This is a genomic window from Oricola thermophila, from assembly GCF_013358405.1.
In the GTDB taxonomy this organism is placed as follows: domain Bacteria; phylum Pseudomonadota; class Alphaproteobacteria; order Rhizobiales; family Rhizobiaceae; genus Oricola; species Oricola thermophila.
In genome coordinates, this window is sequence record NZ_CP054836.1 from 3,203,911 (window position 1) to 3,229,134 (window position 25,224).

Genomic DNA, 25,224 nt, shown 5'->3' on the forward strand with positions numbered 1-25,224 from the left:
ACTTGCGCCCACATCCAAAAGGAACGCGGGCTCCATGAAAAGACATTCCATCGCCACGCTGGTCCTCCTTGCAAGTTCAGTCGCCCTCCCGAAACCGGCAAATGCGCAGGCACTTGTCGACGTCTGCACCGGGCTGAGCGTCGACCTGCCGGTCGTCCAGCAGATAACCAATGCCGCGTCGGGGCTGCTCGCCGGCCTTCTCGACCCCGTGCTGAACGCGATCATCGGCGACGTGAACACCGAGATCGTCGACACGCTCAGCGGCCGGAACATCGGCCTCACCGTGCTGGACGAGGACGGCAACCTCGTCGCTCCGGCCGATGACTGCAACCTCGCCGCGGACAGCATCGTCATCGACCAGGATGCCGGGATCGCTCTCGGCGGCGGCACAGTCAGCGGGCTGGGCGGCACGTCGAACACGGCCGCCAGCGCCGGCGAGGTCGACTCGATCGCGGTCGGCAACGGCGCATCGACCGACCCGGCGGCGGCCAGCGCGATCGCGCTCGGGCTGCGCGGCTCGGTTACCGCAACCGACGGCGTGGCAATCGGCCGGGACGCGACGGCGACCGCGGCCTCGGGCGTCGCGCTCGGCGCGGATTCGCTCGCGGACCGCACGGGCATGAACGGCGCGAGCGAGGATTTCAGCGGCACGGCGGTCGGCTCCACCGCCGGTGCCGTCTCGGTCGGAAGCGCCGGCGCGGAACGCCAGATCACCAATGTCGCCGGCGGAACCGCCGACACCGACGCCGTCAATGTGCGCCAATTGCGCGCCGTCGGCGACGACATCGCCGGCGCCCTCGGCGGCGGCGCGGGCTTCGATGCCACGACCGGCCTGTTCACCGGGCCGGACTATACGATCCGCGGCACCAGCTACGGCGATGTCGGAAGCGCGCTCGCCGCGCTCGACACGGCCATCGATTCATCCTCCGGCATCATCGCGGCCAACAATACCGGCGCCCTGCCCGCCGCCACCGCGACGGGCGACGATTCTCTCGGCGTCGGCTACGGCGCGAGCGCCTCGGGCGACGATTCGGTTGCACTGGGGACCGGCTCCGGCGCGTCGGGGACCGGGTCGACGGCCGTCGGCAACGGCGCCACGGCGGCCCATGCCGGCGCGACCGCCATCGGCGCGGGAGCCACGACGACGCGGGCCAACCAGATGGTCCTCGGCACGGCGACGACGACCTACAACATGCCGGGTCTCGGCTCGACCGCGAGCCGCGCTGCGCAATCGGGGCCGGTTGAAGTGGTGACGACGGATTCCAGCGGAAACCTGGCGAGCGTGCCGCTCGACTCGCTCATCAGCGAACTGTCCGGCATGAGCGAAACGGATCTCGACGCATTGAACCGGAAGATCGACGACGTGAGGACGAGCTCGCGGCGCGGGATCGCGGCCGCCATGGCCATGGCGAACGCGCCGATGCCGTCCGAGCCCGGACGGACAAGCTGGGCAGCCAATATCTCGGTCTACGAGGGCGAGGTGGCATCCGGCTTCGCAGTGGCGCACCGGCTGGACACGGCGCTCCCGCTCGGCATTTCCGGCGCGATCGCCGTCACCGCCGACGGCGTGCCCGGCGCGCGGGCCGGCATGTTCGGCGAGTTCTGACAGGGCCCGGCCTTACCAGCGGTCGAGCCAGCCGCTCCGAATCGCCTCTGCCACGGCCTGGGTCTTCGTCCGTGCATCCAGCTTCCTGACCGCGTTGGACAGGTGATAGTTGACCGTGTAGGCCGTGATCCCGATCCGGTCGGCTGTCTCCAGCGAACTGTACCCGCGGGCGGCCGCCCCCAGGCATTCGAGTTCGCGCGCGCTCAGCGGATTCTCGCGATCACCCGGCCCGGACATGATGGACATGAGCCGCTCGAAGGCATGGCGGGCGATGAAATCCAGCGCCATCACCTCGTCGCTCTCCACCAGCTCGCGCGCGCCGGAAAAGGACACCCCACCCCTGCGGCCGGTGCTGCTCCGGGTCGGCACAAAGACGAACGCCTCGTGGCCGCTCGAACGAAGAAAGCCGGCCAGATCGCCCGGACCGGACCCCGCGCCTTCCCCCGGCTTCTCGCGGAGGACGATGCTGTGCGGCAGGACCGAGCCGACGCATGGCGGCACAAACGGCCAGCTGCCCGAATCGTTCTCGAGGCAGCGATGGACCACCTCGCTGTCCCAGTTGGTGAGCGCGACACGGTTCAGTATGTCCGCGCGCGCGCTGTCGGACGCAACGAAAATGCCGAAATACGGCAGGCGAAAGCCGGGAAGGCAGAGCTTGAGCGCCTTGAAAATGTCATAGCCGGTGCGGGCCGCGCCGATAGCCTCAACCGCCTGCATGCTCATCCAGGATACCTCCAGAAGATTCGTCCCGGCGTCATGCGCGAATCGCCGGACGTGCGCCGAGTTACGACGTTAGCGACCCGGGTATCGACCGAAGCAACGGATAAAGCGGAGACCGATTTGGTCCTTCCCCGGCATAATGCCGCGCCGGGAAACCGGAACGGCGCGTGGCGGCGGCGACAGCCAAGCCGCAAATGCCGCACGGCAAGGGCTCCGGGCGGCAAGGGCCTTGCCGTTGTGGCGAAACCGCCACAGTGACGCGAATACGCCACCGGGCCACTTTCGCGCCGAATGCAATTGGTCTAGTGAAATGACCATTACAAGATTTCGGGGGTTCATGGCGGGCAAATCGCCGGACGGCACGGCGCCGGAAGAACCTCCTACCCCATCGATTCGGTTGGACGGGCCGATCGGCAACCGAAAATCCCGGGCTTCGAAAGAAGACCCGGGATTTTCGTATCCGCCGGGGCCACTTCAGGCCAGCGGCCAGATTCGCGGAATGACGGCCATCGCGACGATGAAGGACGTCAGGTCGAGGATGAAACCCAGGCGCAGGAAGTCCGCGAAGCGGTACCCGCCCGCATTGTAGACCAGCGTGTTGGTCTGGTAGCCGATCGGCGTCATGAAGCTGGCCGAGGCGGCGATCATCACCGCAATCACGAAGGGCCGCGGATCGAGGCCCAGCGACTGCGCCAGCGCGACGGCAACCGGCGTGACGATCACGGCAACGGCGTTGTTGGTGACGATCTCCGTCAGGACCGTCGCGAGGACGTAGACAGCGGCAAGGGCGACAAGCGGCGGCAGGTCCATAAGCATCGGCTTGATGAAGCCGACAACGATATCGACCAGTTCCGTCTTTTCCATCGCCACGCCGACCGACAGCATGGCGAAGATCAGGCCGAGAATGCGCCAGTCGACCGACTGCACCGCTTCCTCCACCTCGACGCAGCGCGTCGCCAGGACGATCACGGCACCGATCAGGGCCAGCGCGGCGATCGGCATGAGACCGAGCGCGGCACCGACAACGACCGAGCCGGTGACTACGATCGCCAGCGGCGCCTTGGACCGCCGGAAACCGCGCTCGGTGGGCTGGGCGACATTGACGAGATTGTTCTCCTCGGCGAAGCGGGCGAGATCCTCCGGCGCGCCCTCCACCAGCAGCGTGTCGCCGACGGACAGCGGCGTGGTCTCGAAGCGGTCCGCCATGTTCATGCCGCCGCGATGCAGCGCCATCGGATAGACCCCGTAGCGGCGCCACAGGCGCAGGTGGCGCAGCGTGCGGCCGAGAACGCGCGCGCCCGGACCGATGAGCACTTCGACCACCTCGGAGGAGCGGGCCGCCGTCTGCTGCAGGCGGCTGGCCGCCCCGAGCGTCACCTCCCCCTCCTCCTTCATCGACAGTATCTCCGCGACCGGCGTGCGCAGGACGACGATGTCGCCCGGCTCGAGAATGGTCGAATCGAGCTCGCGGCGCAGCGAGGCGTTGGCACGGATCACGTCGACGAGACGGCGATCGGGCCTGTTGAAGACGGAAACCTCGCGCACCGGCATGCCGACATAGGGCGAATCATGGTCGATCACGGCCTGCACGATGAACTTCCGGCCGGATGCCAGGGCAGAAACGCTGGTCGCCGTCTCGCGATCGGGAAGCAGGCGGCGGCCGAAGACCATCGCCGCTATGCCGGCAACGGTCAGCACGATGCCCACGGGCGCGATTTCGAGGATGTGAAACGGCTCCAGGCCGACATCGCGGGCCACGCCGTCAACCAGCAGGTTGGTCGAGGTGCCGATCAGGGTGCAGGTACCGCCAAGAATCGCCGCATAGGACAGGGGGATCAGGATGCGCGACGGCGATTCGCCCATCTCGCGCGCCATCGAGGTGGCGACCGGAATCATCAGCATCACGAGGGGGGTGTTGTTCATGACGGCGGACGCGGCAGCGACCGCGGCAAGGAACGCCACATAGGCAACGAGCGGGGAAGTGCGGGCATGCCCGGTGACGAAGCGGGCGAAAAACTCCACCGCTCCTGTGCGAATGAGCGCGGCGGAGAGAACGAACATGGCACCAATCGTCGCCGGTGCGGGCGACGACAACACGCCGAGCACGTCGGAGATATCGAGGATGCCGGCAACGAGGAGAACGGCAACGGCAAGACCGGCGGTGACCTCCGGCTGGCGCCATTCCGTCACGAAGGCAGCCAGCATGGCCACGATCACCAGCGCGACAAGTGCCGGAGCGATATAACCGAAATCGAAGATGTGAAGCACGAACGCGGTTTCCCCGGTTACCAGTGCGGCGGCTTGGTCACGGGAACATCAGGCGAGACCTGCTCCTCGACCGCCTGGAACCGCTCGACCAACGCCTCGACGAGCTTTTCGAGGCGCCGGATCTCCCGGTCCTGCCGAATGACCGCCTCGTTCAGATCCTCGACGGTTCTCGCCTGGTGGGCAACGATGATTTCCAGCTCGTCCAGACGATCGGTATCATTCTTTGCCATGGCGGTCTCCCTGCGGTCTACCGCATTCTAGCTGCCCGGAACCGAGCCGAAAAGGGAGCAGATTTGCGCGCAATGACGCATCCGGGGCACGAATTCCAATTCGCGACTGGCGAAAAGGAAAAGCCATGCTAGTTTCTGCGCCTTGTCGAATCCGATGGCAGTCCGGAGACGCGTATTCATGAACGAGTTGGACAGGCTGTTCGCGGCAGCGCGCGAGGCCATGAAGAAGAGTCATTCCCCCTATTCGCGCTTTCCCGTGGGGGCTTCGATCCTTACCGAGGACGGCCGGATATTCTCCGGCGCGAATATCGAGGTGATATCGTTTCCGGAGGGCTGGTGCGCCGAGACGACCGCGCTCTCCCACTACGTGATGGGCGGCGGCGGACGCATAACCGACATCTGCGTCACCGCCGAACGGCTCGACGAATGCACGCCCTGCGGCGGCTGCCGGCAAAGGCTGGCGGAATTCGCGGAAGCCGATGCCCGCGTTCACCTGACCGACCGGAACGGCATCACCAAAACGATCACCATGGCCGAGCTCCTGCCGCTCGGATTCAAGACCGAGGTACTGTCGAAATGAAGACCGCTGCCGACACGATCGCCGAAGCGCTGAACGGACTGGTGCCGCGCATCGCCCTCGTGCTGGGATCAGGACTCGGAGGACTGGTGGATGCCGTCGGGAACGCCGTGCGCATTCCCTACGAGAACATCGAGGGCTTTCCGCAAAGCGGCGTCAGCGGCCATGCCGGGGAGGTTGTTGCCGGCACGATAGGCGACAAGCCGGTGCTGCTGCTGTCCGGGCGCGTCCACTACTACGAGAAGGGCGACGCGGCCGCGATGCGCCCCGCGCTCGAGGTATTGCAGGGCATCGGCATCGAGAAGCTGATCCTCACCAACGCCGCAGGCTCCCTGCGCGAGGATCTCGCGCCCGGCTCCGTCATGGTGATCGAGGACCACATCAATTTCTCCGGGACCAATCCGCTGATCGGCGAGGAAAGCGACCGGCGCTTCGTCGGCATGACCAGCGCCTATGACGCCGACATGCGGGCAACGATCGAAAGGGCGGCGGAAGCCGAGGGCATCGCGATCGACCGCGGCGTCTACATGTGGTTTTCCGGCCCGTCCTTCGAGACGCCGGCGGAAATCCGCATGGCGCGGACGCTGGGCGCCGACGCGGTCGGCATGTCGACCGTGCCGGAAGTGATCATCGCCCGTTTCCTCGGCATGTCATGCGCCGCATGCTCCGTCATCACTAATTACGGGGCCGGCATGACCGGCGCCGAGCTTTCGCACACCGAAACCAAGGACGTGGCACCGATCGGCGGCAAGAAGCTGCAGGCAATCCTGACCCGGGTCATCGCGGACATGTGACGGATACCCGGCCCGACGGACCCGACCAGCCCGGACGTCCGAACAAGCGTGCCGGGGGGCCGGAATCGCCCGCACATCGGTGCACCGGGCCCCATGAAGAACAGGCTGGCCGCGCCGACGGGAAGCGGGCCAAAGACAACGGACGGAGGATAATGAACCGTGCTGCCGCAGGAAATCATTCGCATCAAGCGTGACGGAGGCCGGCTTTCGCCCGAGACCATCCAGGCCTTCGTCGCCGGCATTACCGACGGCTCGGTGACCGACGCGCAGATCTCGGCCATGGCAATGGCCGTGTTCTTCAACGGGCTGGACGGCGACGAGACCGTGGCGCTGACGCTCGCCATGCGCGATTCCGGCGACGTTCTCGACTGGACGGGAATCGACCGGCCGATCTGCGACAAGCATTCCACCGGCGGCGTCGGCGACAATGTCTCGCTCATGCTGGCGCCGATCGCCGCGGCCTGCGGCCTTGCCGTGCCGATGATCTCCGGGCGCGGACTGGGCCATACCGGCGGCACGCTCGACAAGATGGATTCCATTCCCGGCTACACGACGCAGCCCGACAACGAGCTGTTCCGCAAGACGGTCAAGGACGCCGGCTGCGCCATCATCGGCCAGACGGCGGACCTCGCGCCCGCCGACAAGCGCTTCTACGGGGTGCGCGACGTGACGGCCACGGTGGAAAGCATCGAGCTGATCACCGCCTCGATCCTGTCGAAGAAGCTCGCCGCCGGACTCGGTTCGCTCGTCCTCGACGTGAAGTTCGGCAACGGCGCCTTCATGGCGAATTTCGAGGATGCGAGGAAACTGGCGAAAACGCTGGTCGAGGTCGCCAACGGCGCCGGCACGAAGACCACGGCGCTGATGACAGACATGAACGAACCGCTGGCATCCGCAGCCGGAAACGCCGTGGAGGTGAGGAACGCTGTGGAATTCCTGACCGGGGCGCACCGGGATCCGCGGCTGGAAGAGGTGACGCTTGCGCTCGCCGCGGAAATGATCGTCGTGTCCGGCGTCGAGACGGACCGGGCGAAGGCGCTGGAACAGGCCCGCGATGCGCTGACGAGCGGACGGGCGGCCGAGACCTTCGGGCACATGGTCCGGGTGCTCGGCGGCCCCGCGGATTTCGTCGAGAAATACGGGGACCATCTGGAAACGGCGCCCCTGATCGCGGCGGTCGAGGCACCCGAAGCCGGGCATGTGCAAGCCATCGACACGCGCGCGATCGGCGTCGCGGTGGTGGAACTCGGCGGCGGGCGGCGCCGGCGCGAGGACGAAATCGACCACGCCGTCGGCATCACCGGGCTGAAGCCGGTCGGGGCGAAGCTGGAAAGGGGCGAGCCGATCGCCATGGTCCACGCCCGCGACGAGACAGCGCTGAAGGCCGCGAAGGCAGCCGTGCTGGACGCCTACAGGCTGGGCGGGAATGAGCCGGAACCGCGCGACCCGGTCGCCGAGCGGATCGCCGGCTAGCGAAACCGGCCGCTAGAGCTTCAACTCCAGCACGCCGTTGGAAAACTCGAAATGGCGCAGGCGGTTGAGGAAACTCATGCCGATGAGGACAGTGTCGAGCGCATCGTCCTCCAGCACCATGGCCTCGACATTGCGCACCCGGATGGTGCCGAGACGCACCTCGTCGATCACCACGCGCGCGGCATTGACGCGCCCGTTCGCCGTGTTGACGGGATAGATGAACTCGTTCGGCCGCACGAATATGCCGGCGCGGCGCGCCTCGCTCTCGTTCATCGCGATCAACGTGGCACCGGTATCGACAACGCCCCTCACGCGCCGTGAGTTGAAGCTGAAATCGGCCACGTAATGGCCGAGGCGGTCGGCGCGCAGGCGCTCGGTGCCGGAATAGACGCGAACCGGATGCCGGGAATTCGCGGCAGTTTCCCTGGCCCGGCGAGCCTCCGCGGAATCGCGGACGACCGTTGCCGCGGTTTCGACAATGGCCGGCTTGTCATGCAGAAGCCGGACCGCGCCGAGCGCGGAAATCGACATCATGACGGCAATGACGACGTAGCGCAGCATTGGGCGATCCTTTCCGGGCGAAAGGATCGCGGGCAGGAATCACCGGACGCTTAAGGCGGGCGGGAACCTGATTCGTCGGTTAACGAAGGGTCAACGGGACTTCCCGAATGCCGGATCGCTACTTGGTGCCGTACATGCGGTCGCCGGCATCGCCGAGACCGGGGACGATATAGCCCTTGTCGTTGAGCCTCTCGTCGATGGCCGCCGTGACGACCGGCACGTCGGGATGGGCGGTCGTGAACTTCTCGATGCCCTCGGGCGCGGCCAGCAGGCATACGAAGCGCAGGTTCCTCGCGCCGCGCTCCTTCAGCTTCTGGACGGCGGCAATGGCGGAATTGGCCGTGGCGAGCATCGGATCGACGACGATGACGAGACGATCCGACAGGTCCTCCGGTGCCTTGAAATAGTACTCGACCGGTTCCAGCGTCTCATGGTCGCGATAGAGGCCGATATGGGCGACGCGGGCGGAGGGCACGAGATCGAGCATGCCCTCGAGCAGGCCGTTGCCGGCGCGCAGGACGGATGCGAAGACCAGCTTCTTGCCCTCGAGGACCGGCGACTGCATCTCGGCGAGCGGCGTCTCGATCGTCTCGTTGGTCATCGGCAGCTCGCGCGTGACCTCGTAGCAGAGCAGCAACGATATCTCGCGCAGCAGGCGGCGGAAGCCCGCGGTCGACGTGTCCTTCTTGCGCATGAAGGTAAGCTTGTGCTGGACGAGCGGGTGGTTGACGACGGTCACGCTTTTCATGGGATGCCTCGCTGGGAAATTTCCCGGCACACTAGCGGCGCAGGGCAACGGGGAAAACCCACAAGCGGACGCAAATCGCCCGCTATCCAAAGGCGGAAGGCATCAACCGAGGCGGGCAAGCAGCGCGGCGCGCGTCGCATCGTCGACAAAGGCGGCCTCGACGGAATTCCGCGTCATTTCGAGCAATGCCGCGTCGTCCATGCCGAAGTGCGTGCGCGCCGTCTCGTACTCCTGCGCCAGGGAGGTGTGAAAGAAGGGCGGATCGTCGGAGGAAAGCGTGACCTTGACCCCGGCCGCGCGGAGCCGGGGAAGGGGATGTTCCGCATAGGATGGATAGACCGACAGGGCGATGTTGGAGCCGGGGCAGACCTCCAGGACGATTCCCTCTGCCGCCAGCCTTTCGACCAGTGCCGGATCCTCGATGGCGCGCACGCCGTGGCCGATGCGCGCCGGCACCAGGTGGTCCAGCGCTTCGCGCACGCTCTCGGCGCCAACCAGTTCGCCGGCATGGACGGTGATGGCAAGACCGGCGTCGCGGGCAATGTCGAAGGCCTTCGCGAAATCCCTCGGCTCGTGCATGCGCTCGTCGCCCGCCATGCCGAAACCGGTAACCAGCGGGTGCGGATTGGCGGCGATGTAGCGCGCCGCGCGCTCGACGCCCTCCGGGCCCTCGTGGCGCAGGCCGGTCGCGATCATGCGCGACTCGATCCCGGTCCCCTCGCGGGCGCGGCGCATTCCCTCGGCGAGACCCGAGATGTAGGCGGCGGGCGTGAGACCCGCATTCACGGCATGGTCGGTGGAAATGAAGAATTCCGAATAGATCGTCCCCTGGGCGGCCAGTTCGGACAGGTAGGTCTCGGCGAGCAGGGCGTAGTCCTCCTCGGTGCGAAACAGCATCGACGCGACGTCGTAGCAGCGCAGAAAGGAGGTGAAATCCGACCAGACATAGCTGCCGTCCCGAATGATGGCGGAGACATCTACGCCATACTTCTTCGCCTGCGCCTCGACCAGCGCCGGGCTCGCGGCACCCTCGATATGACAATGGATTTCCGCCTTGACGACCATGAATCACGTCTCCCTCAGCAAACGGCGACCTCCGTGACATGATGGCGCGGCTTGCGCAATGGCCCCGTTTGCCTGCATAGGCTACCTATCCGAAACCAGAGACGTCACGGAAACGGACCCGACCCATGTCGCAGACCAGAACCACCGTCAGCAGCGCGACCGCGATGAAGACATCCTTCGGCTTCGCCGATGTGGGCGAGGGCGAGAAACAGACCCGCGTCAACGACGTGTTCCACAAGGTCGCACGACGCTACGACATCATGAACGACCTGATGTCCGGCGGGATGCACCGGGTCTGGAAGGACGCGATGATCACCGCCCTCAATCCGCCCAAGAGCGGAAGCTGGCGCTCGCTCGACGTCGCCGGCGGCACCGGTGACATCGCCTTCCGCATCGTGGAGGCTTCGCGCGGCAATGCCGACGTCACCGTGCTCGACATCAACGGATCGATGCTGGAAGTCGGCCGCGACCGGGCGGAAAAGCGCGGGCTCGCCGACAGGCTCACATTCGTCGAGGCCAATGCCGAGGAACTTCCGTTCGAGGACGGTTCATTCGATGCCTACACGATCGCCTTCGGAATCCGGAACGTGCCGGACATCCCGAAAGCGCTCGGCGAGGCGCATCGCGTGCTCAAGCGCGGCGGGCGTTTCCTGTGCCTGGAGTTCTCCGAGGTAGACATGCCGCTTCTCGAAACGCTTTACGAGAAGTGGTCGTTCAACGCGATCCCGCAGATCGGCCAGATCGTGACCGGGGACGGCGAGCCATATCGCTACCTGGTCGAGTCCATACGCAAGTTCCCGAACCAGGAAAATTTCGCTGCGCTGATCCGGCAGGCCGGGTTCTCGCGCGTGACCTATACCAACTATACCGGCGGAATCGTCGCGCTGCATTCCGGCTGGAAACTCTAGGGCCGCCCCCATGAACAAAGTCATGGCCACATTGCGGCTGATGCGCGCCGGCTGGGTACTTGCACGCGAGGGCGTGATCGCCGGCCTGCCGTCCGGCGGCCTCACCGGCATGGCCGCGACCGGGCACCGCATCGCCTCGGCGCTGGCACGGCGGCGCAGCAGAACGCTCGACAATGCCGAACGCATGACAAGGGCGATCGCCCGGCTCGGCCCGTCATATGCCAAGCTCGGGCAGTTCCTCGCCACGCGGCCTGACGTGATCGGCCTCGACCTCGCGCTCGATCTCGCCCACCTGCAAGACCGGATGGAAAGCTTCCCGAAGGCGGAAGCCGTCAGGCGCATCGAGGACTCGCTCGGCCGGCCCGCTTCCGAGCTGTTCGAGGAGATCGACGAGCCGGTGGCAGCCGCTTCGATCGCGCAGGTGCACCCGGCAACCGTGCGCGACGACGACGGCACGCTGCGCAAGGTCGCCATCAAGGTGATCCGCCCCGGGGTGCGGCAGCGATTCGCGCGCGACCTGCAGGCCTTCCACCTGTTCGCCCAGCTGCAGGAGAATCACGTCCCCGCGTCGCGACGGCTGCGCCCGGTCGCGGTGGCGGAGACGCTGGCCCAGACGACCAAGATCGAGATGGACCTGCGGCTGGAAGCCGCCGCGCTGTCCGAGCTGCGCCAGAACACGGAGAACGACCCCGGTTTCCGGGTGCCGAAGGTTGACTGGCAGCGCACCGGCCGCGACGTGCTGACGCTGGAATGGGTCGACGGCATCAAGCTGTCGGAAATCGAGGCGCTGCGCGCGGCCGGGCACGATCTCGACGCGCTCGCCGATGCGGTGGTCCAGAACTTCCTGCGGCATGCGATGCGCGACGGCTTCTTCCATGCCGACATGCACCCGGGCAACCTCTTCGTCGACGCGAAGGGCGACATCGTCGCCGTCGATCTGGGCATCGCCGGGCGGATCGGCCTGAAGGAACGCCGGTTCCTCGCCGAGATCCTCTACGGCTTCATCACCCGCGACTTCAGGCGCGTGGCACGGGTGCATTTCGAGGCCGGCTATGTCCCGGCACACCAGGACATGGGAGCGTTCGAACAGGCGATCCGCGCCATCGGCGAGCCCATCCATGGCCAGCCCGCAGAAACGATCTCCATGGCCAACCTGCTGACACTGCTGTTCGAGGTGACCGACATTTTCGACATGCAGACGCGCCCCGAACTGCTGCTGCTGCAGAAGACCATGGTGGTGGTGGAAGGCAACGCGCGGGCGCTCAATCCGCGCTTCAACATGTGGAAGGCGGCCGAACCGGTGGTCGGCGAATGGATCGCCCGCAACCTCGGACCGGCCGCCATGCTGACGGATGCGAAAACGGGCCTCGAATCGCTCGGACGGCTTGCCCGTGCGCTGCCGGACCTGGCCGACCGCACGGAAAGGCTGTCGCTGGAAATCGAGGAAATGGCGGAAAGCGGCATGAAGCTGGCGCCGGAAACGGTGGCGGCCATCGGAAAGGCGGAGGCCCGCGAATCGCGCTCCGGCCGGGTGGCGCTGTGGGTGATCGCGCTCGCCGCGCTGTGGATCGCCTGGCAGGTCGGCTGAGGCTTTACGGAAATCGCGCGATGTGATTGGATCACTCCAACTTTGTTGGAGCGTTCCCATGTCAGAAATCGGAAAATTCGTCGAAAGTCAGCTTCAAGCGCTGAACAAGCGCCCGATAACCGCTGCTGTCGAAGCCGGGTTGGAACGGTCCTACCTTCGTGACCTGATTGTCGGCAAGAAGCAGACGATCCGTGCCGACATGATCGAAAAGGTTGCCGTAGCGATCGGCGCGACGCCGCAGCAACTGATCGCGCTGCAATCGGGCGGCACGGCGCGTGCCGCCGGCGAGCCGGCGACGGAGCCCGCCGCACCCGGTGACAGCCCGGTGGGGGGCAGACGCATTCTCCTGATCATCGGCGGCGGCATCGCCGCCTACAAGTGCCTCGACCTGATCCGAAGGCTGCGCGAGCGCGGCGCGTCCGTGCGGCCGGTGATGACGAAAGCGGCATGCGAGTTCGTGACGCCGCTTTCGGTCGGCGCACTGGCGGCCGACAGGGTGTTCACGGAGCTGTTCGACCGCGAGGACGAGCAGGATGTCGGCCATATCCGCCTGGCGCGGGAGAGCGATCTGATCGTCGTTGCACCGGCAACGGCGGACCTGATGGCAAAGATGGCCACAGGGCTGGCCAACGACCTGGCCTCGACGATCCTGCTGGCGGCAGGAAGCCCGGTGTTGATCGCGCCCGCCATGAACCCGCACATGTGGAACCACCCGGCGACGCAGCGAAACCGGAAAACGCTGGAGAGCGACGGCATCCACCTCGTCGGACCGAACCGCGGGGAGATGGCAGAGGCGGGCGAGGCCGGCGAGGGGCGAATGGCGGAACCGCTGGAGATCGTGGCGGCAGCCGAACGGATTCTCGACACCGCGCCGAAGCCGCTGGCCGGCAAGCGGATCGTCGTCACCTCCGGCCCGACGCACGAGCCGATCGACCCTGTGCGCTATATCGCCAACCGGTCATCCGGCAAGCAGGGACATGCCATAGCCGCCGCGCTGGCGCGGCTTGGCGCCGACGTGCGGCTCGTCTCGGGGCCGGTGGCGATTCCGGACCCGGCCGGCGTCTCGGTTACGCATGTCGAGACCGCACGGCAGATGAAGGCGGCGGTGGAAGGCCTGCTGCCGGCGGATGCCGCGATCTTTGCGGCAGCGGTGGCCGACTGGCGGGCGGCGACCGAAGCGGACGAGAAGATGAAGAAGGAAGGCGGCAAGGGGCCGTCGTCGCTGCCGCTGACCGAGAACCCGGACATCCTCGCGGGGATCGGCCGGCATGAAAGCCTTCGGCCCGGCCTCGTGATCGGCTTCGCCGCGGAAACTGAAAGACTGGTCGAGAACGGAAGGGCGAAGCTCCGGCGCAAGGGCGCGGACTATATCGTCGCCAACGACGTGTCACCGGACTCCGGCATCGGCGGCACGGGCGTGATGGGCGGCGACCGCAACCGCATCACGCTGCTCTCGCCCGACGGCGCGGAGGAATGGCCGGAAATGAGCAAGGACCAGGTGGCCGAACGACTGGCGGGACTCGTGGCGGAACGGCTCGGCCGACCGTTTCCCGCCGCTGAACAATCCGTCTCCGGCAGGTGAAATTGTGGACTTTCACCTGCCCGCCCTATCTATGCGGCAAAGGAGACACGCCATGTCGATCAGACCCGTCAAGCATATTTCCGGCACGCAGCCGACGCTGGAAGGCGCGGGGGTGAAGCTGCATCGCGTCTTCGGCTTCGGCGACCCGTCGATGACCGACCCGTTCCTGATGATGGACGATTTCCGCAACGACCGGCCCGAGGACTACCAGGCCGGGTTTCCGTGGCATCCGCATCGCGGAATCGAAACGATCACCTATGTGCTGGAAGGCTCGGTCGACCACGCCGACAGCCTGGGCAATGCCGGTACGCTCGGTCCCGGCTCCGTGCAGTGGATGACGGCCGGCTCCGGCATCATGCACCAGGAAATGCCGAAGGGCGACGAAAAGGGCCGCATGCACGGCTTCCAGCTGTGGGCGAACCTGCCGCGCGACCTGAAGATGACAACGCCGCGCTACCAGGACATCGGCGCCGCCGACATTCCGGAAATCATCGACGACGACGGAACGCGGGTGCGCGTGGTCGTCGGCGAATTCTGGGGCAAGAAGGGCCCCGTGGACGGCATCGCGGCAGACCCGCAATATCTCGACGTGTGGGTGCCGCCGGGCAAGCGCAAGGTGCTGCCGGTCGACACCTACCGGCAGGCCTTTGCCTACATCTTCCAGGGCTCGGCCTCCTTCCGCGACGCCTCGAAACCGTTCGGCGTGCTGGTGGAAAAGGAGGTGGCGGGCGAGGAGGTCCATGTCCGAGATATGAGCGGGAACCGCACGCTCGTGGTGTTCGACACCGGAGACGAGATCGTGGTGCAGGCCGGAGAGGAAGGCGTGCGCTTCCTGCTCGTTTCCGGGGCGCCGATCCGGGAGCCGGTCGCCTGGCACGGGCCGATCGTGATGAACACGCGCGAGGAACTGGAACAGGCGTTCCGCGAACTGCGCAGCGGCACCTTCATCCGCGAATCCGCCACCTCCTGAGCGATCCTCCGGCGCGCAAATCGTCGCGCACCGGAAATCCTGCATCGACTGTCGGGCTGCCGGCAGCTACGGTTCCTCCGGAAGCGCGCCGGAGACACGGCGTCGCACATCGACAGGCATAGACGATGACCCACCCCGTTCTCGACGACCTGCAAAGACGCATGTCGAACACCCGGAAGGAAATCGAGGCGGAGATGGAGGCGCAACTCGCCGAACAGCGCGAACGCTTCCGCTACACCCTGCACCGGGGAAAGGTACGCTTCGAGCGTGACATGCGCGCGCTGCAGCGCCGCTACCGCGTCGGATTGCTGAAATATGTTTCGCGCGCTCGGCTCGGCTATGTGCTTTCGGCGCCGATCATCTACGGGCTGATCGTGCCGCTGGCATTTCTCGACCTGTCGGTGACGATCTACCAGCATGTCTGCTTCCGGATCTACGGGATCCCGCTGGTGCGACGCGGCGACCACGTGGTGGTGGACCGCCATCACCTGGCCTATCTGAACGGCCTCGAGAAGCTGAACTGCGTCTATTGCGGCTATGCCAACGGCGTCATCTCATTCGTGCGCGAGGTGGCCGGTCGCACGGAGCAGTTCTGGTGCCCGATCAAGCATGCGCGGCGCAATGCCGGGCCGCACGACCACGCGCACCGGTTCTTCGACTTCGGGGACGCCGAAGCCTACCGGTCCGGCCTCGCGGACCTGCGCAAGGACTGGAATGCATAACGGCAGCCTAGACCGCCTGGCCCGCCGCCCAGCCGGACGACCATGCCCACTGGAAATTGTAGCCACCGAGCCAGCCGGTGACATCCACCGCCTCGCCGATGAAGTGCAGGCCGGGAACGGATTTCGCTTCCATCGTCTTCTGGTCCAACCCGGCCGTATCGACGCCGCCAAGCGTCACCTCGGCGGTGCGATAGCCTTCCGATCCGGCCGGCTTGACCTGCCAGTCGTGCACAAGTTCGGCCAGCCGCCGGAGAGCGGCATCGTTCCTTTCCGCGACCGGCCCCGCCATGCCGGCCTCCGCGACGACGAACTGCGCCAGCGCCCTGGGCAGATACCGCGAGAGAACCGTCTGCGCCTCCTGCCTGCCGGATGACCGGCGTGCCGCGCGCAGCTCGGCGAAGATGTCGATGCCGGGTGCGAGGTCGACTGCGATCGCATCGCCCTCTCGCCAGTAGCTGGAGACCTGCAGGATCGCAGGGCCGGACAGGCCGCGATGGGTGAACAGCAGCGCCTCGTCGAAGGCGGTGTCGCCGCCCGACACGCGGGCGTCCGCGCTCACGCCGGCCAGCGGCGCAATCCGCTCGCGCAGATTCGGCTCGAAGGTCAGCGGCACGAGGCCGGGCCTGGTTTCGGTGACGGCAAGACCGAACTGTTCGGCCACCCGGTAGGCAAAGCCGGTGGCCCCCATCCTGGGAATCGACTTGCCGCCCGTCGCGATCACCAGCGACGAGCAGGCGACCGGGCCCGATGACAGGCGGATATCGAAGCCGTCCGGCCGCCGCGCGACGTCCTCGACGGATGTCGCGAGTTCGAGGGTTCCGCCGGTTCCGGCAAGATCGTCGGTGAGCATCGCCACGATCTGCGTCGCGGGGCCGTCGCAGAACAGCTGGCCAAGCTTCTTCTCGTGCCAGGCAATGCCGCGCGCATCGACCCGGGCAACGAAATCGGCGGCGGTGAATCGCTTGAGCGCGGAAATGCAGAAATGTGGATTGGCCGAGAGGAAATTGCCCGGCGAGGCGTGGATGTTGGTGAAGTTGCAGCGCCCGCCGCCTGAAATGCGGATCTTCTCGCCCGGCGCGCGGGCATGATCGACAACCAGGACGCGGCGGCCACGCCGCCCGGCTTCTGCCGCACAGAACAGGCCGGCGGCACCGGCTCCAAGAACGACGACATCGAAATTGCGGGATTTCATCGTTCGGGTCCAATGCGATCCGGCATGCATGTCAGATGGCCAAACGAAAAACCGGCGGATGACCGCCGGTTTTCGCGCGCTTTTCCCTCAGCCTCAGGCCGGGAGCTTTGCCTTGCGCAGATAGGGGAAGACCTTCTCGAAATCGCCGAACTTCTCCTTCGCCGCCTCGTCATCGACCGAGGTCGGGATGATGATCGGCTCGCCGACCGTCCAGTCCGCCGGCGTCGCAACCGTGTGCTTCGCTGCCGTCTGCAGCGCGTCGACGGCGCGCAACACCTCGGCGAAGTTGCGGCCGACATTCATCGGGTAGGTCATCGACAGCTTCAGCTTCTTGTCGGGGCCGATGATGAAAACGGACCGGACCGTCTGGCTGTCGGCCGGCGTCGGGTTGCCCGGCAGGTAGTATTCCGCGGGCAGCATGTCGAAGGCCTTGGAAACCGCGAGATCCGTGTCGGCAATGATCGGGAACTTGGCCGGAAGACCGGCATAGGTCGCGATATCGTCCTTCCACTTCTTGTGGTCCTCGACGCCGTCGACCGAAACGCCGATCACCTTGACGCCGCGCTTGGTCCACTCGTCATCGAGACGTGCGACCGCACCGAATTCGGTGGTGCAGACGGGCGTGAAGTCCTTCGGGTGCGAAAAGAGGATGGCCCAGGAATCGCCGATCCAGTCGTGAAAGCTGATCTTGCCCTCACTGGTTTCGGCGGTGAAATCCGGGACGGTGTCGTTGATGCGCAAGCCCATGTTTCTAGCTCCTTTGCAGTTCGCAACTGGACGGGTTCTATCGCGATTTCTCGTAACAGGCATGACATAGTATCGCGCGGACGAGCGTCAAAGGGGAAATCCATTTTCCGCCCGCGTCACTTCACCGCTGCACCTTTGCGGAATCGCAAGACCGGCAGCCGGCACCGGCCTCATGCAGCCCGGGCACGAACCTGGTAGTCCTTTATCTCGTTGAACACCATGCCGGGCGCGCGCTCCGCCTCGTAGTTCAGGGAGAAGGCGTTCTCGGCAAGAAACACGGGGTCGCCGTCCAGATCGCGGGCAATCGCGGCGCGATGCTTAACCATGAAGGCCTCGAGCTGGGCCCGATCCTCGTGCTCGATCCAGCGGCAGACATTGAAGCGGGCAGCCTCGAAATCGACAGGCAGGCCGTATTCCTGCTTCAGCCGCTCCTTCAGCACGTCAAGCTGCAGCGCGCCGACGACACCGACAATGGCCGGCGAGCCGTCCTCGGGAACGAATAGCTGTACGACGCCCTCCTCAGCCATCTGCTGAAGGGCTTCCTTGAGCTTCTTGGCCTTCATGGCATCGCCCAGACGGACGCGACGCAGGATCTCGGGCGCAAAGTTCGGCACGCCGTGAAACACCAGCGGCTCGCCCTCGGTCAGCGTGTCGCCGATACGCAGGGTACCGTGGTTGGGAATGCCGACGACATCGCCGGCATAGGCGGTGTCGGCGATCTGGCGCTGCGAGGCGAAAAAGAATTGCGGCGCGGTCAGGCCGAGCTGCTTGCCGGTGCGCGAGAGCCTCGCCTTCATGCCCCGCTGGAGCTTGCCGGAGCAGATGCGCGCGAAGGCGATGCGGTCGCGGTGGTTCGGGTCCATGTTGGCCTGGATCTTGAAGACGAACGCCGTCATCCTTTCCTCGTCGGCATGGACCGTGCGCGAATCCGCCTGCTGGTCGCGCGGCGGCGGCGCGAAATCGCCCAGCGCGTTGATGAGATCGCGCACGCCGAAATTGCGCAGCGCCGAACCGAAGAAGACCGGGGTCAGGTGGCCCTCGAGAAAGGACTGCCGGTCGAAGGGCCGGCAGGCCTCGCGCGCCAGTTCCAGCTCGTCGATGAAGGTTTCCCGCTCGTTCTCCGGCAGATGTCCGGCGACCGCCTGCGGACCGTTGACGGGCGTCGCCTCGACCTGGGAATCGCTGCCGCGGAAGGCGTTGTTCGCCAGGTGATAGGCGCCGCAGAAGGTTTTCGAGCGGCCGACCGGCCATGTCACCGGCGCGGTGTCCAGCGCCAGCTTCTCCTCCACCTCGTCAAGGATCTCGAAGGGATCGCGGGACTCGCGGTCCATCTTGTTGACGAAGGTGATGATCGGAATGTCGCGCATGCGGCAGACCTCGAACAGCTTCAGCGTGCGCGGCTCGATGCCCTTGGCAGCGTCGATGACCATGACCGCGGCATCGACGGCGGTGAGCGTTCGATAGGTATCGTCTGCGAAGTCCTCGTGACCGGGCGTGTCGAGAATGTTGAAGACCTTGCCGTCATACTCGAAGGTCATCACCGAGGTGACGACCGAAATGCCGCGCTCCCGCTCGATCTTCATCCAGTCGGAACGCGTCTGGATGCGGTCCTTCTTCGCCTTGACCTCGCCGGCGAGCTGGATCGCGCCGCCGAACAGCAGCAGCTTTTCGGTCAGTGTCGTCTTGCCCGCGTCCGGGTGGGCGATGATCGCGAAAGTGCGCCGGCGCGCGACTTCCGTCTGCAATGCGCTTTTCATGCGTGTCGGTCCTCAAGAATTGCGCGGTGTGTGGCAGGGTGCGCGCCGCAAGTCAACGACAAGGCAGGGCAACGGCGGTAGCGGCGGGGCCGGACAAATCCCGGCTCGAGATCGTGAATTGCAGATATGTTGATATCAACTGTTTTTCGTGCTAGCGGCGAAGGCGGGTTGCTTGCGACTCGCCGGACGCGAGCGCTGCCACCCACCGAACCCGAGTGCAGAATGGAGCCTCCGTGGAACCGACCATCCATTTCGATCCCGGCGACAACCGGATGGAAGCAATGGCGTTCCAAACCGGGCGTTTCGCCGTGTTCACCGACCGTACCGAAACACCGTGGATGCCTGGTTTCACCGACTCGAAGGGATGAACACAAAGGGAGCAAGGCAGGATGACCTATGTCAACGGAATGGTGGCCGCGGTGCCGGCCGTCGGCAAGCAGAAATATGTCGAACATGCCCGCATGGCCGCAGAAGCATTCAGGGAACACGGCGCGCTGTCGGTGGTCGAATGCTGGGAGGTCGACGTGCCGGACGGCAAGGTGACGTCCTTTCCCATGGCCGTGCAGAAGAAGGACGACGAGGTGATCGTGTTCTCCTGGATCACCTGGCCCTCGAAGGCGGTCGCCGATGCCGGCATGGAGAAGATCATGAGCGACCCGCGCATGTCGGAGGAGAACAACCCGATGCCCTTCGACGGAAAACGCATGATCCATGGCGGCTTCGACGTGGTGTTCGAGGCGTAGACCGCAGGCAGGCCTGGCCGGGCCGCTGCCCATGCACGGAATCGACATCGCGGCGCCGGACGCCGCGGCAATCCGAGGAGAGCGAAAAATGCTGCCAGTCGAAAAGACCGCCCACGAGGGTGCCGGGCTTTCCGTTCCCTGCGTGATCGAACGCGAAGCGGAACATTACGTCGCGCTGCCCGCGGCCGGGCCGATGTCCAATCTGCCCGAGTTCGCGCCGCCGAAATTCCGGGAGCTGCACGACCTGCTCGCGGACATGGGCATTGCAGACATCGGCGACGGGTTCTTTCGCTACCGGAGCTTCAGCCGACAGGGCCACGCGGAACTGGAAGTCGGGAACCTGGTGAAGCGCGGGATCGACGCCGCGGCCGAGATCATCGCCGGGGAGATTCCCGCCGGCCGCTACGCCTTCGCGACCCATACCGGACCCTATGACAGGCTGCACGACGCCTTCCTGATGCTTGAAGGCTGGATGGGCGGGCGCGGGCTGGAGCCGGAGGGCATGTACGGCCCGGAAGAAACGCGACCGGCCTGCCAGCTCGAAATCTACCGGATCCACCCGATGATGGAGCAGGACCCGCGGCTCTGGAAGACCGACATCCTGGTCAAGCTGGCCGACTGAGGCGCATTTCGCACAGAAATGCACCGTCCGCGGCTTGCGCGGCGAAACGCTGCGGGCCAGAAAACCCGCATGACGAAACCGACCCTCACACTGATCCGGCTGCCGCACGGCGAAGGCATCGCCCTGCCGGGCTACGAAACCGAACAGGCCGCCGGAATGGACCTGCGCGCCGCCGTGCCCCGCGACGCGCCGCTGACGCTGGCGCCGGGCGAGCGCGCCCTGGTGCCGACCGGCTTCGTCTTCGAGATCCCCGCCGGCCACGAGGGCCAGGTGCGGCCCCGGTCCGGGCTGGCCTACAAGCACGGCATCACCTGCCTCAACACGCCCGGCACGATCGACGCCGACTATCGCGGCGAGGTGCAGGTGCTGCTGGTCAACCACGGCAGCGAGCCCTTCGAGGTCACGCGCGGCATGCGCATCGCGCAAATGGTGATCGCGCCGGTCACGCAGGTCGCCGTGGCCGAGGGCACGCTCGCATCACAAACGGAACGCGGAACCGGCGGCTTCGGCTCGACCGGCACGCATTGACGGACAAAGCTCCCATGGCCCCACCCGAACTGGTGATCTTCGACTGCGACGGCGTGCTCGTCGACACCGAGAGCCTCGCCAACCAGCGACTCGCGGAAATACTGACCGCGCACGGCCTTCCCGTTTCCATGGAGGAATCGCGCAAGCGCTTCATGGGCCGGACAATGAAGAGCGTACGCGACATGGTGCTGGCGGAGAACGGAATCGATCTCGGCGAGGACTTCGCCGAACGCTGGCTGGCCGAACTGCCGTCGATCTTCGCCGACGGCGTGGAGCCGATCCCGCATGTGCGCGAGGTGCTCCTCTACCTGCGCGCCATCGACACGCCCTATTGCGTCGCCTCCTCGGCCAAGATCGAGAAAATGCACCTGACGCTCGGCGCCTCCGGCCTGCTGCCGCTGGTCGAGGACGTACTGTTCTCGGCCTGGATGGTGGAGCGCGGCAAGCCGGCGCCGGACCTGTTCCTGCATGCCGCCAGCACGCTGGGCTTCGAGCCGGAGCGCTGCGCGGTGATCGAGGACAGCGTGCCGGGCGCGGAGGCCGGAAAGGCGGCGGGCATGCGCGTCTTCGGCTATGCGGCCGATCCGCTCACCGACCGCGAGGGCCTCGCGAAAGCCGGCGCGCGGGTGTTCGACGACATGCGGGAACTCCCGGCGCTCATGGGTTTTCACTGACGCGCCTCGTCATCGCCACGCCCCGGAACCAACCGGTCTGGCCATTGAAACGGGTGGAAGACGGGCGGTCGGAGGCCGCTCATCTTGATTTTTGCGCGGTCCCCCGACCGCCCGCTCGGCATTCTCACGACATCAGTCATCCCGCCGCCTTGCCCGTGGGCAGCTCGCAGGCCGGATACGGCACGCATCTGTGACCCGCCTTCCCCGTGGCGGATGCGCTCGCGTTCCGGCGCCGCTCGCCCGCCGCTGCTGCTACCGCCCGGGGGAGCCGGCGGCACGGCGGTCACGCGCGGGACCGATATGCCTCCCCGGTTTCGGAGCTGTTGGGCGACTTCCGTCAAGCCGGCTCCTGCCCGCGCCACCTGCACGCGGACACCGGGTACCGTCCCCCTCCCCGAAATGCCGGTGCGCACTCAGGCTTCCGCGAGGGGGCAGGAGGAAGGGTAAGGCAGGCCGGAGGGCGGTGGACAAGTTTTCGCGGAAATGCCGGAGTCCCGGGAAAGCCGCGCGAAATTTATCCAACGGGGGCATCACCTATGCCGCCGACGCCAGCCTTTCGCCGGCGACACGGCAGGAGATGGCCTCGGCGACATGGATGCGGCCGGTTTGCGCCGCACCGTCGAGGTCGGCAAGGGTGCGGGCAACCTTGAGAACGCGGTGATAGGCGCGCGCCGAAAAGCGCATCTTGTCCGCGGCATCCGCCAGCAGCTGCAGGCCACCTTCATCGAGATCGGCAACCTGCTCGACCAGCGCGGTGGGACAGTGGGCATTGACGGAAACGCCCTCAAGGCCAAGCGCCGCGTATCGTTCCGTCTGGATCGCGCGAGCGGCGGCGACGCGCTTCGCGACCGCCGCGCTCGGCTCGCCCGGCCGGGAACGGATCAGGTCGCCCGGCATGACGGCGGGCACCTCGACGCGCAGGTCGATCCTGTCCATCAGCGGGCCGGAAATGCGCGCCTGGTAATCGGCCGCGCAGCGCGGACCCCGCGCGCAGGAATGGCCCGGCTCGCCGGCCATGCCGCAGCGGCACGGATTCATCGCCGCGACGAGCTGGATGCGCGCCGGGTAGGAAACCCGGTGATTGGCCCGCGCGATCACGCATTCCCCGGTCTCCAGCGGCTGGCGCAGGGAATCCAGCACCTGCGGCGTGAATTCCGGGAACTCGTCGAGAAACAGCACGCCGTTATGGGCGAGCGAGACCTCGCCGGGCTTCGCCCGCAGCCCGCCGCCCACCATCGCCGCCATGGAGGCCGAATGGTGCGGGGCGCGGAAGGGCCGACGGTCCGACAGCCTGCCGCCGGCAAGCTGGCCGGCGATGGAGGCGATCATCGAGACCTCCAGCAGCTCGGCCGGCAACAGCGGCGGCAGGATGGAGGGCAGGCGCTGCGCCAGCATGGACTTGCCGGAGCCGGGCGGGCCGACCATCAGGAGGTTGTGGCCGCCGGCCGCGGCGACCTCCAGAACGCGGCGTGCCGTCTCCTGCCCCTTGATGTCGGCGAGATCGGGCAGGTTGGCGGGCAGCTCGCGGCGGGCAGGTTGCGGGCGCGAAAGGACCTGCGTGCCGCGGAAATGGTTGGCCAGCGAGATCAGGCTGGCCGGCGCGACGATATCCACGTCCTCTCCGGCCCATGCGGCCTCGGGGCCGCACGCCTTCGGGCAGATCAGGCCCCGCCCCTGCGCGCCGGCGGCGATCGCCGCCGGGAGGACACCCGCGACCGGGGCGATGGTGCCGTCCAGCGACAATTCGCCGAGCACCACATATTGCTGCAGCACCTCCGCCGGAACGGCGCCCAGCGCCGCCATCAGGCCGAGCGCGATGGGCAGGTCGAAATGGGACCCCTCCTTGGGCAGGTCGGCGGGCGCGAGGTTTACCGTCACCTTCTTCGGCGGCATGGTCAGGCCCGAGGCATGCAGCGCCGACTGGACGCGCTCGCGGCTCTCGGCCACCGCCTTGTCGGGCAGGCCGACGATATGCATGCTCATCTTGCCCGGCGCGACCATGACCTGGACGTCGACCGGCACCGCCTCGATGCCCTGGAATGCAACCGTGGATATGCGAGAAACCATGAGCCACCCCCCGCGGTTGCGGGACATTAAGACTCATTTTCCGGAACAGATCAAGAACGGATTCGCGGCTCGAAGGAAGGCAGGGAGGTCTCGGCTACCGCTTCGCCTCGACCGCGTCCCAGAACAGGGCGGCGATGTCGGCACCGCCGAACTTCTTCACCTCGCGGATGCCGGTGGGCGAGGTGACGTTGATCTCCGTCATCAGGCCGCCGATCACGTCGATGCCGACAAGGGTGAAGCCGCGCTCGCGCAGCGACGGGCCGATGCGGTCGCAGATCTCGCGCTCGCGGTCGGTCATCTGCGTCTCGACGGCCTTGCCGCCGACATGCATGTTGGAACGGGCGTCGTTCTCGTCGGGCACCCGGTTGATGGCGCCGACCGGCTCGCCGTCGATCAGGATGATGCGCTTGTCGCCGCCGCGCACGTCGTCGAGATAGCGCTGGACGATGATCGGCTCGCGCGTCAGCTGGCCGAACATCTCCATCAGGGACGTCAGGTTGCGGTCGCCGTCGCGCAGGTGGAAGACACCCGCGCCGCCATTGCCGTAGATGGGCTTCAGGATGATGTCGCCGAACTCGCGCCGGAAGGCCCAGATCTCCTCGAGATCCTTGGTGATCATGGTCTCCGGCATCAGGTCCGGGAACTCGGTGACGAAGATCTTCTCCGGCGAGTTGCGCACCCAGGCCGGGTCGTTGACGACCAGGGTTTCCGGGTGGATGCGCTCCAGCAGGTGGGTGGTGGTGATGTAGTTCATGTCGAAGGGCGGGTCCTGGCGCAGCAGCACCACGTCCATCTCCGACAGGTCGGTGCGCACGGGCGCGCCGAGGGTGAAGTGGTCGCCCTCGACATCGCGCACGGAAAGCGCCTCGATGCGGGCGACGACGCGACCGTCGCGCATGGTCAGCCGGTCCGGCGTGTAGTGGAACAGCTCGTGGCCGCGGGCCTGCGCCTCCAGGCAGAGGGCGAAGGTGGTGTCGCCGGCGATTTGGATGGTGGAGATGTGGTCCATCTGGACCGCGACCTTGAGAGCCATGGTGTTCCGTTCCTTCGACTGCGCGGGATACTTGGCGACTCCGGCGCGG

25 protein-coding genes are annotated in these 25,224 nt (G+C 66.5%); 14 read left to right on the top strand and 11 right to left on the bottom strand.

Annotation, left to right across the window (positions count from 1 at the left end; all coding sequences use genetic code 11):
* Nucleotides 1–34 precede the first annotated feature (34 nt).
* A complete protein-coding gene (locus tag HTY61_RS15400) occupies nt 35–1,606 on the top strand; it encodes a hypothetical protein (protein WP_175277631.1) in 1,572 nt (523 codons plus the stop codon).
* 12 nt (nt 1,607–1,618) lie between these two features.
* Here the strand turns inward: HTY61_RS15400 and HTY61_RS15405 are convergent, their stop codons facing one another.
* The 3 genes from HTY61_RS15405 to HTY61_RS15415 all read right to left on the bottom strand — a co-directional run bounded on the left by HTY61_RS15405 (nt 1,619) and on the right by HTY61_RS15415 (nt 4,824).
* Nucleotides 1,619–2,329 carry a response regulator transcription factor gene (locus HTY61_RS15405; RefSeq protein WP_175277632.1) on the bottom strand — a complete coding sequence of 237 codons (711 nt, stop codon included), beginning with the start codon at nt 2,327–2,329 and terminating at the stop codon, nt 1,619–1,621.
* A gap of 471 nt (nt 2,330–2,800) precedes the next feature.
* Nucleotides 2,801–4,594: an SLC13 family permease gene (locus tag HTY61_RS15410; RefSeq protein ID WP_246272824.1), complete on the bottom strand. Its 1,794-nt coding sequence runs from the start codon at nt 4,592–4,594 to the stop codon at nt 2,801–2,803.
* 17 nt (nt 4,595–4,611) lie between these two features.
* The gene (locus HTY61_RS15415) at nt 4,612–4,824 is read right to left on the bottom strand and encodes a SlyX family protein (protein ID WP_175277633.1); all 213 of its coding nucleotides are present in this window, start codon (nt 4,822–4,824) and stop codon (nt 4,612–4,614) included.
* A 178-nt stretch (nt 4,825–5,002) separates the two neighbouring features.
* Between HTY61_RS15415 and cdd the strand changes: the two genes are divergently transcribed.
* The 3 genes from cdd (at nt 5,003) to deoA (ending at nt 7,668) form a co-directional block, all read left to right on the top strand.
* Complete coding sequence (cdd, locus tag HTY61_RS15420; protein ID WP_175277634.1) at nt 5,003–5,404, top strand: cytidine deaminase; 402 nt, start codon at nt 5,003–5,005, stop codon at nt 5,402–5,404.
* Nucleotides 5,401–6,195, top strand: a complete 795-nt coding sequence (locus HTY61_RS15425; protein ID WP_175277635.1) for a purine-nucleoside phosphorylase — start codon at nt 5,401–5,403, stop codon at nt 6,193–6,195. The genes cdd and HTY61_RS15425 overlap by 4 nt, the downstream gene beginning before the upstream one ends.
* A 159-nt stretch (nt 6,196–6,354) precedes the next feature.
* Nucleotides 6,355–7,668, top strand: a complete 1,314-nt coding sequence (deoA, locus tag HTY61_RS15430; RefSeq protein WP_175277636.1) for a thymidine phosphorylase — start codon at nt 6,355–6,357, stop codon at nt 7,666–7,668.
* 12 nt (nt 7,669–7,680) lie between these two features.
* Here the strand turns inward: deoA and HTY61_RS15435 are convergent, their stop codons facing one another.
* From HTY61_RS15435 to HTY61_RS15445, 3 genes are all read right to left on the bottom strand, one after another.
* Complete coding sequence (locus HTY61_RS15435) at nt 7,681–8,229, bottom strand: retropepsin-like aspartic protease family protein (protein WP_175277637.1); 549 nt, start codon at nt 8,227–8,229, stop codon at nt 7,681–7,683.
* Between the two features lie 118 nt (nt 8,230–8,347).
* Nucleotides 8,348–8,977, bottom strand: a complete 630-nt coding sequence (upp, locus tag HTY61_RS15440; protein ID WP_175277638.1) for a uracil phosphoribosyltransferase — start codon at nt 8,975–8,977, stop codon at nt 8,348–8,350.
* Nucleotides 8,978–9,079: 102 nt separating this feature from the next.
* Entirely contained in the window at nt 9,080–10,042 is a 963-nt protein-coding gene (locus tag HTY61_RS15445; RefSeq protein ID WP_175277639.1) for an adenosine deaminase, read from the bottom strand.
* A 125-nt stretch (nt 10,043–10,167) separates the two neighbouring features.
* On the opposite strand from HTY61_RS15445, the gene ubiE reads away from it, so the two are divergent.
* The 5 genes from ubiE to HTY61_RS15470 all read left to right on the top strand — a co-directional run bounded on the left by ubiE (nt 10,168) and on the right by HTY61_RS15470 (nt 15,812).
* Nucleotides 10,168–10,950 carry a bifunctional demethylmenaquinone methyltransferase/2-methoxy-6-polyprenyl-1,4-benzoquinol methylase UbiE gene (ubiE, locus tag HTY61_RS15450; RefSeq protein ID WP_175277640.1) on the top strand — a complete coding sequence of 261 codons (783 nt, stop codon included), beginning with the start codon at nt 10,168–10,170 and terminating at the stop codon, nt 10,948–10,950.
* A 10-nt stretch (nt 10,951–10,960) separates the two neighbouring features.
* Nucleotides 10,961–12,538 carry a 2-polyprenylphenol 6-hydroxylase gene (ubiB, locus tag HTY61_RS15455; protein ID WP_175277641.1) on the top strand — a complete coding sequence of 526 codons (1,578 nt, stop codon included), beginning with the start codon at nt 10,961–10,963 and terminating at the stop codon, nt 12,536–12,538.
* Nucleotides 12,539–12,596: 58 nt separating this feature from the next.
* Nucleotides 12,597–14,120, top strand: coding sequence for a bifunctional phosphopantothenoylcysteine decarboxylase/phosphopantothenate--cysteine ligase CoaBC (gene coaBC / locus HTY61_RS15460; RefSeq protein ID WP_246272825.1), 1,524 nt, complete (start codon nt 12,597–12,599; stop codon nt 14,118–14,120).
* A 52-nt stretch (nt 14,121–14,172) separates the two neighbouring features.
* Nucleotides 14,173–15,090: a pirin family protein gene (locus HTY61_RS15465; RefSeq protein ID WP_175277642.1), complete on the top strand. Its 918-nt coding sequence runs from the start codon at nt 14,173–14,175 to the stop codon at nt 15,088–15,090.
* Between the two features lie 125 nt (nt 15,091–15,215).
* Nucleotides 15,216–15,812 carry a hypothetical protein gene (locus tag HTY61_RS15470; RefSeq protein WP_175277643.1) on the top strand — a complete coding sequence of 199 codons (597 nt, stop codon included), beginning with the start codon at nt 15,216–15,218 and terminating at the stop codon, nt 15,810–15,812.
* A gap of 7 nt (nt 15,813–15,819) precedes the next feature.
* Here HTY61_RS15470 and HTY61_RS15475 read toward each other — a convergent pair whose 3' ends face one another.
* From HTY61_RS15475 to HTY61_RS15485, 3 genes are all read right to left on the bottom strand, one after another.
* Entirely contained in the window at nt 15,820–17,004 is a 1,185-nt protein-coding gene (locus tag HTY61_RS15475) for a BaiN/RdsA family NAD(P)/FAD-dependent oxidoreductase (protein WP_175277644.1), read from the bottom strand.
* A 93-nt stretch (nt 17,005–17,097) separates the two neighbouring features.
* Nucleotides 17,098–17,751: a peroxiredoxin gene (locus tag HTY61_RS15480; protein WP_175277645.1), complete on the bottom strand. Its 654-nt coding sequence runs from the start codon at nt 17,749–17,751 to the stop codon at nt 17,098–17,100.
* A gap of 170 nt (nt 17,752–17,921) precedes the next feature.
* Nucleotides 17,922–19,508, bottom strand: coding sequence for a peptide chain release factor 3 (locus HTY61_RS15485; RefSeq protein WP_175277646.1), 1,587 nt, complete (start codon nt 19,506–19,508; stop codon nt 17,922–17,924).
* A gap of 233 nt (nt 19,509–19,741) precedes the next feature.
* Between HTY61_RS15485 and HTY61_RS19630 the strand changes: the two genes are divergently transcribed.
* The 5 genes from HTY61_RS19630 (at nt 19,742) to HTY61_RS15505 (ending at nt 22,075) form a co-directional block, all read left to right on the top strand.
* Entirely contained in the window at nt 19,742–19,876 is a 135-nt protein-coding gene (locus HTY61_RS19630) for a hypothetical protein (RefSeq protein ID WP_281367560.1), read from the top strand.
* A 21-nt stretch (nt 19,877–19,897) separates the two neighbouring features.
* Nucleotides 19,898–20,251 carry a DUF1428 domain-containing protein gene (locus HTY61_RS15490; protein ID WP_175277647.1) on the top strand — a complete coding sequence of 118 codons (354 nt, stop codon included), beginning with the start codon at nt 19,898–19,900 and terminating at the stop codon, nt 20,249–20,251.
* 88 nt (nt 20,252–20,339) lie between these two features.
* Complete coding sequence (locus tag HTY61_RS15495; protein ID WP_175277648.1) at nt 20,340–20,873, top strand: GyrI-like domain-containing protein; 534 nt, start codon at nt 20,340–20,342, stop codon at nt 20,871–20,873.
* Nucleotides 20,874–20,942: 69 nt separating this feature from the next.
* Complete coding sequence (dut, locus tag HTY61_RS15500) at nt 20,943–21,401, top strand: dUTP diphosphatase (protein WP_175277649.1); 459 nt, start codon at nt 20,943–20,945, stop codon at nt 21,399–21,401.
* Between the two features lie 14 nt (nt 21,402–21,415).
* Nucleotides 21,416–22,075, top strand: a complete 660-nt coding sequence (locus HTY61_RS15505) for an HAD family hydrolase (RefSeq protein WP_175277650.1) — start codon at nt 21,416–21,418, stop codon at nt 22,073–22,075.
* 534 nt (nt 22,076–22,609) lie between these two features.
* On the opposite strand, the gene HTY61_RS15510 is transcribed toward HTY61_RS15505, so the two are convergent.
* Entirely contained in the window at nt 22,610–24,142 is a 1,533-nt protein-coding gene (locus HTY61_RS15510) for a YifB family Mg chelatase-like AAA ATPase (protein WP_175277651.1), read from the bottom strand.
* Nucleotides 24,143–24,236: 94 nt separating this feature from the next.
* Nucleotides 24,237–25,175: a glutathione synthase gene (gene gshB / locus HTY61_RS15515; protein WP_175277652.1), complete on the bottom strand. Its 939-nt coding sequence runs from the start codon at nt 25,173–25,175 to the stop codon at nt 24,237–24,239.
* Nucleotides 25,176–25,224: the final 49 nt, after the last annotated feature.

What these genes read in the sequence shown, in the direction of transcription:
- HTY61_RS15400 (WP_175277631.1), top strand. Translation starts at nt 35, where the DNA reads ATGAAAAGACATTCCATCGCCACGCTGGTCCTCCTTGCAAGTTCAGTC.
- HTY61_RS15405 (WP_175277632.1), bottom strand. Translation starts at nt 2,329, where the DNA reads ATGAGCATGCAGGCGGTTGAGGCTATCGGCGCGGCCCGCACCGGCTAT.
- HTY61_RS15415 (WP_175277633.1), bottom strand. Translation starts at nt 4,824, where the DNA reads ATGGCAAAGAATGATACCGATCGTCTGGACGAGCTGGAAATCATCGTT.
- cdd (WP_175277634.1), top strand. Translation starts at nt 5,003, where the DNA reads ATGAACGAGTTGGACAGGCTGTTCGCGGCAGCGCGCGAGGCCATGAAG.
- HTY61_RS15425 (WP_175277635.1), top strand. Translation starts at nt 5,401, where the DNA reads ATGAAGACCGCTGCCGACACGATCGCCGAAGCGCTGAACGGACTGGTG.
- HTY61_RS15435 (WP_175277637.1), bottom strand. Translation starts at nt 8,229, where the DNA reads ATGCTGCGCTACGTCGTCATTGCCGTCATGATGTCGATTTCCGCGCTC.
- upp (WP_175277638.1), bottom strand. Translation starts at nt 8,977, where the DNA reads ATGAAAAGCGTGACCGTCGTCAACCACCCGCTCGTCCAGCACAAGCTT.
- HTY61_RS15445 (WP_175277639.1), bottom strand. Translation starts at nt 10,042, where the DNA reads ATGGTCGTCAAGGCGGAAATCCATTGTCATATCGAGGGTGCCGCGAGC.
- ubiE (WP_175277640.1), top strand. Translation starts at nt 10,168, where the DNA reads ATGTCGCAGACCAGAACCACCGTCAGCAGCGCGACCGCGATGAAGACA.
- ubiB (WP_175277641.1), top strand. Translation starts at nt 10,961, where the DNA reads ATGAACAAAGTCATGGCCACATTGCGGCTGATGCGCGCCGGCTGGGTA.
- coaBC (WP_246272825.1), top strand. Translation starts at nt 12,597, where the DNA reads ATGTCAGAAATCGGAAAATTCGTCGAAAGTCAGCTTCAAGCGCTGAAC.
- HTY61_RS15465 (WP_175277642.1), top strand. Translation starts at nt 14,173, where the DNA reads ATGTCGATCAGACCCGTCAAGCATATTTCCGGCACGCAGCCGACGCTG.
- HTY61_RS15470 (WP_175277643.1), top strand. Translation starts at nt 15,216, where the DNA reads ATGACCCACCCCGTTCTCGACGACCTGCAAAGACGCATGTCGAACACC.
- HTY61_RS15475 (WP_175277644.1), bottom strand. Translation starts at nt 17,004, where the DNA reads ATGAAATCCCGCAATTTCGATGTCGTCGTTCTTGGAGCCGGTGCCGCC.
- HTY61_RS15480 (WP_175277645.1), bottom strand. Translation starts at nt 17,751, where the DNA reads ATGGGCTTGCGCATCAACGACACCGTCCCGGATTTCACCGCCGAAACC.
- HTY61_RS15485 (WP_175277646.1), bottom strand. Translation starts at nt 19,508, where the DNA reads ATGAAAAGCGCATTGCAGACGGAAGTCGCGCGCCGGCGCACTTTCGCG.
- HTY61_RS15490 (WP_175277647.1), top strand. Translation starts at nt 19,898, where the DNA reads ATGACCTATGTCAACGGAATGGTGGCCGCGGTGCCGGCCGTCGGCAAG.
- HTY61_RS15495 (WP_175277648.1), top strand. Translation starts at nt 20,340, where the DNA reads ATGCTGCCAGTCGAAAAGACCGCCCACGAGGGTGCCGGGCTTTCCGTT.
- dut (WP_175277649.1), top strand. Translation starts at nt 20,943, where the DNA reads ATGACGAAACCGACCCTCACACTGATCCGGCTGCCGCACGGCGAAGGC.
- HTY61_RS15505 (WP_175277650.1), top strand. Translation starts at nt 21,416, where the DNA reads ATGGCCCCACCCGAACTGGTGATCTTCGACTGCGACGGCGTGCTCGTC.
- HTY61_RS15510 (WP_175277651.1), bottom strand. Translation starts at nt 24,142, where the DNA reads ATGGTTTCTCGCATATCCACGGTTGCATTCCAGGGCATCGAGGCGGTG.
- gshB (WP_175277652.1), bottom strand. Translation starts at nt 25,175, where the DNA reads ATGGCTCTCAAGGTCGCGGTCCAGATGGACCACATCTCCACCATCCAA.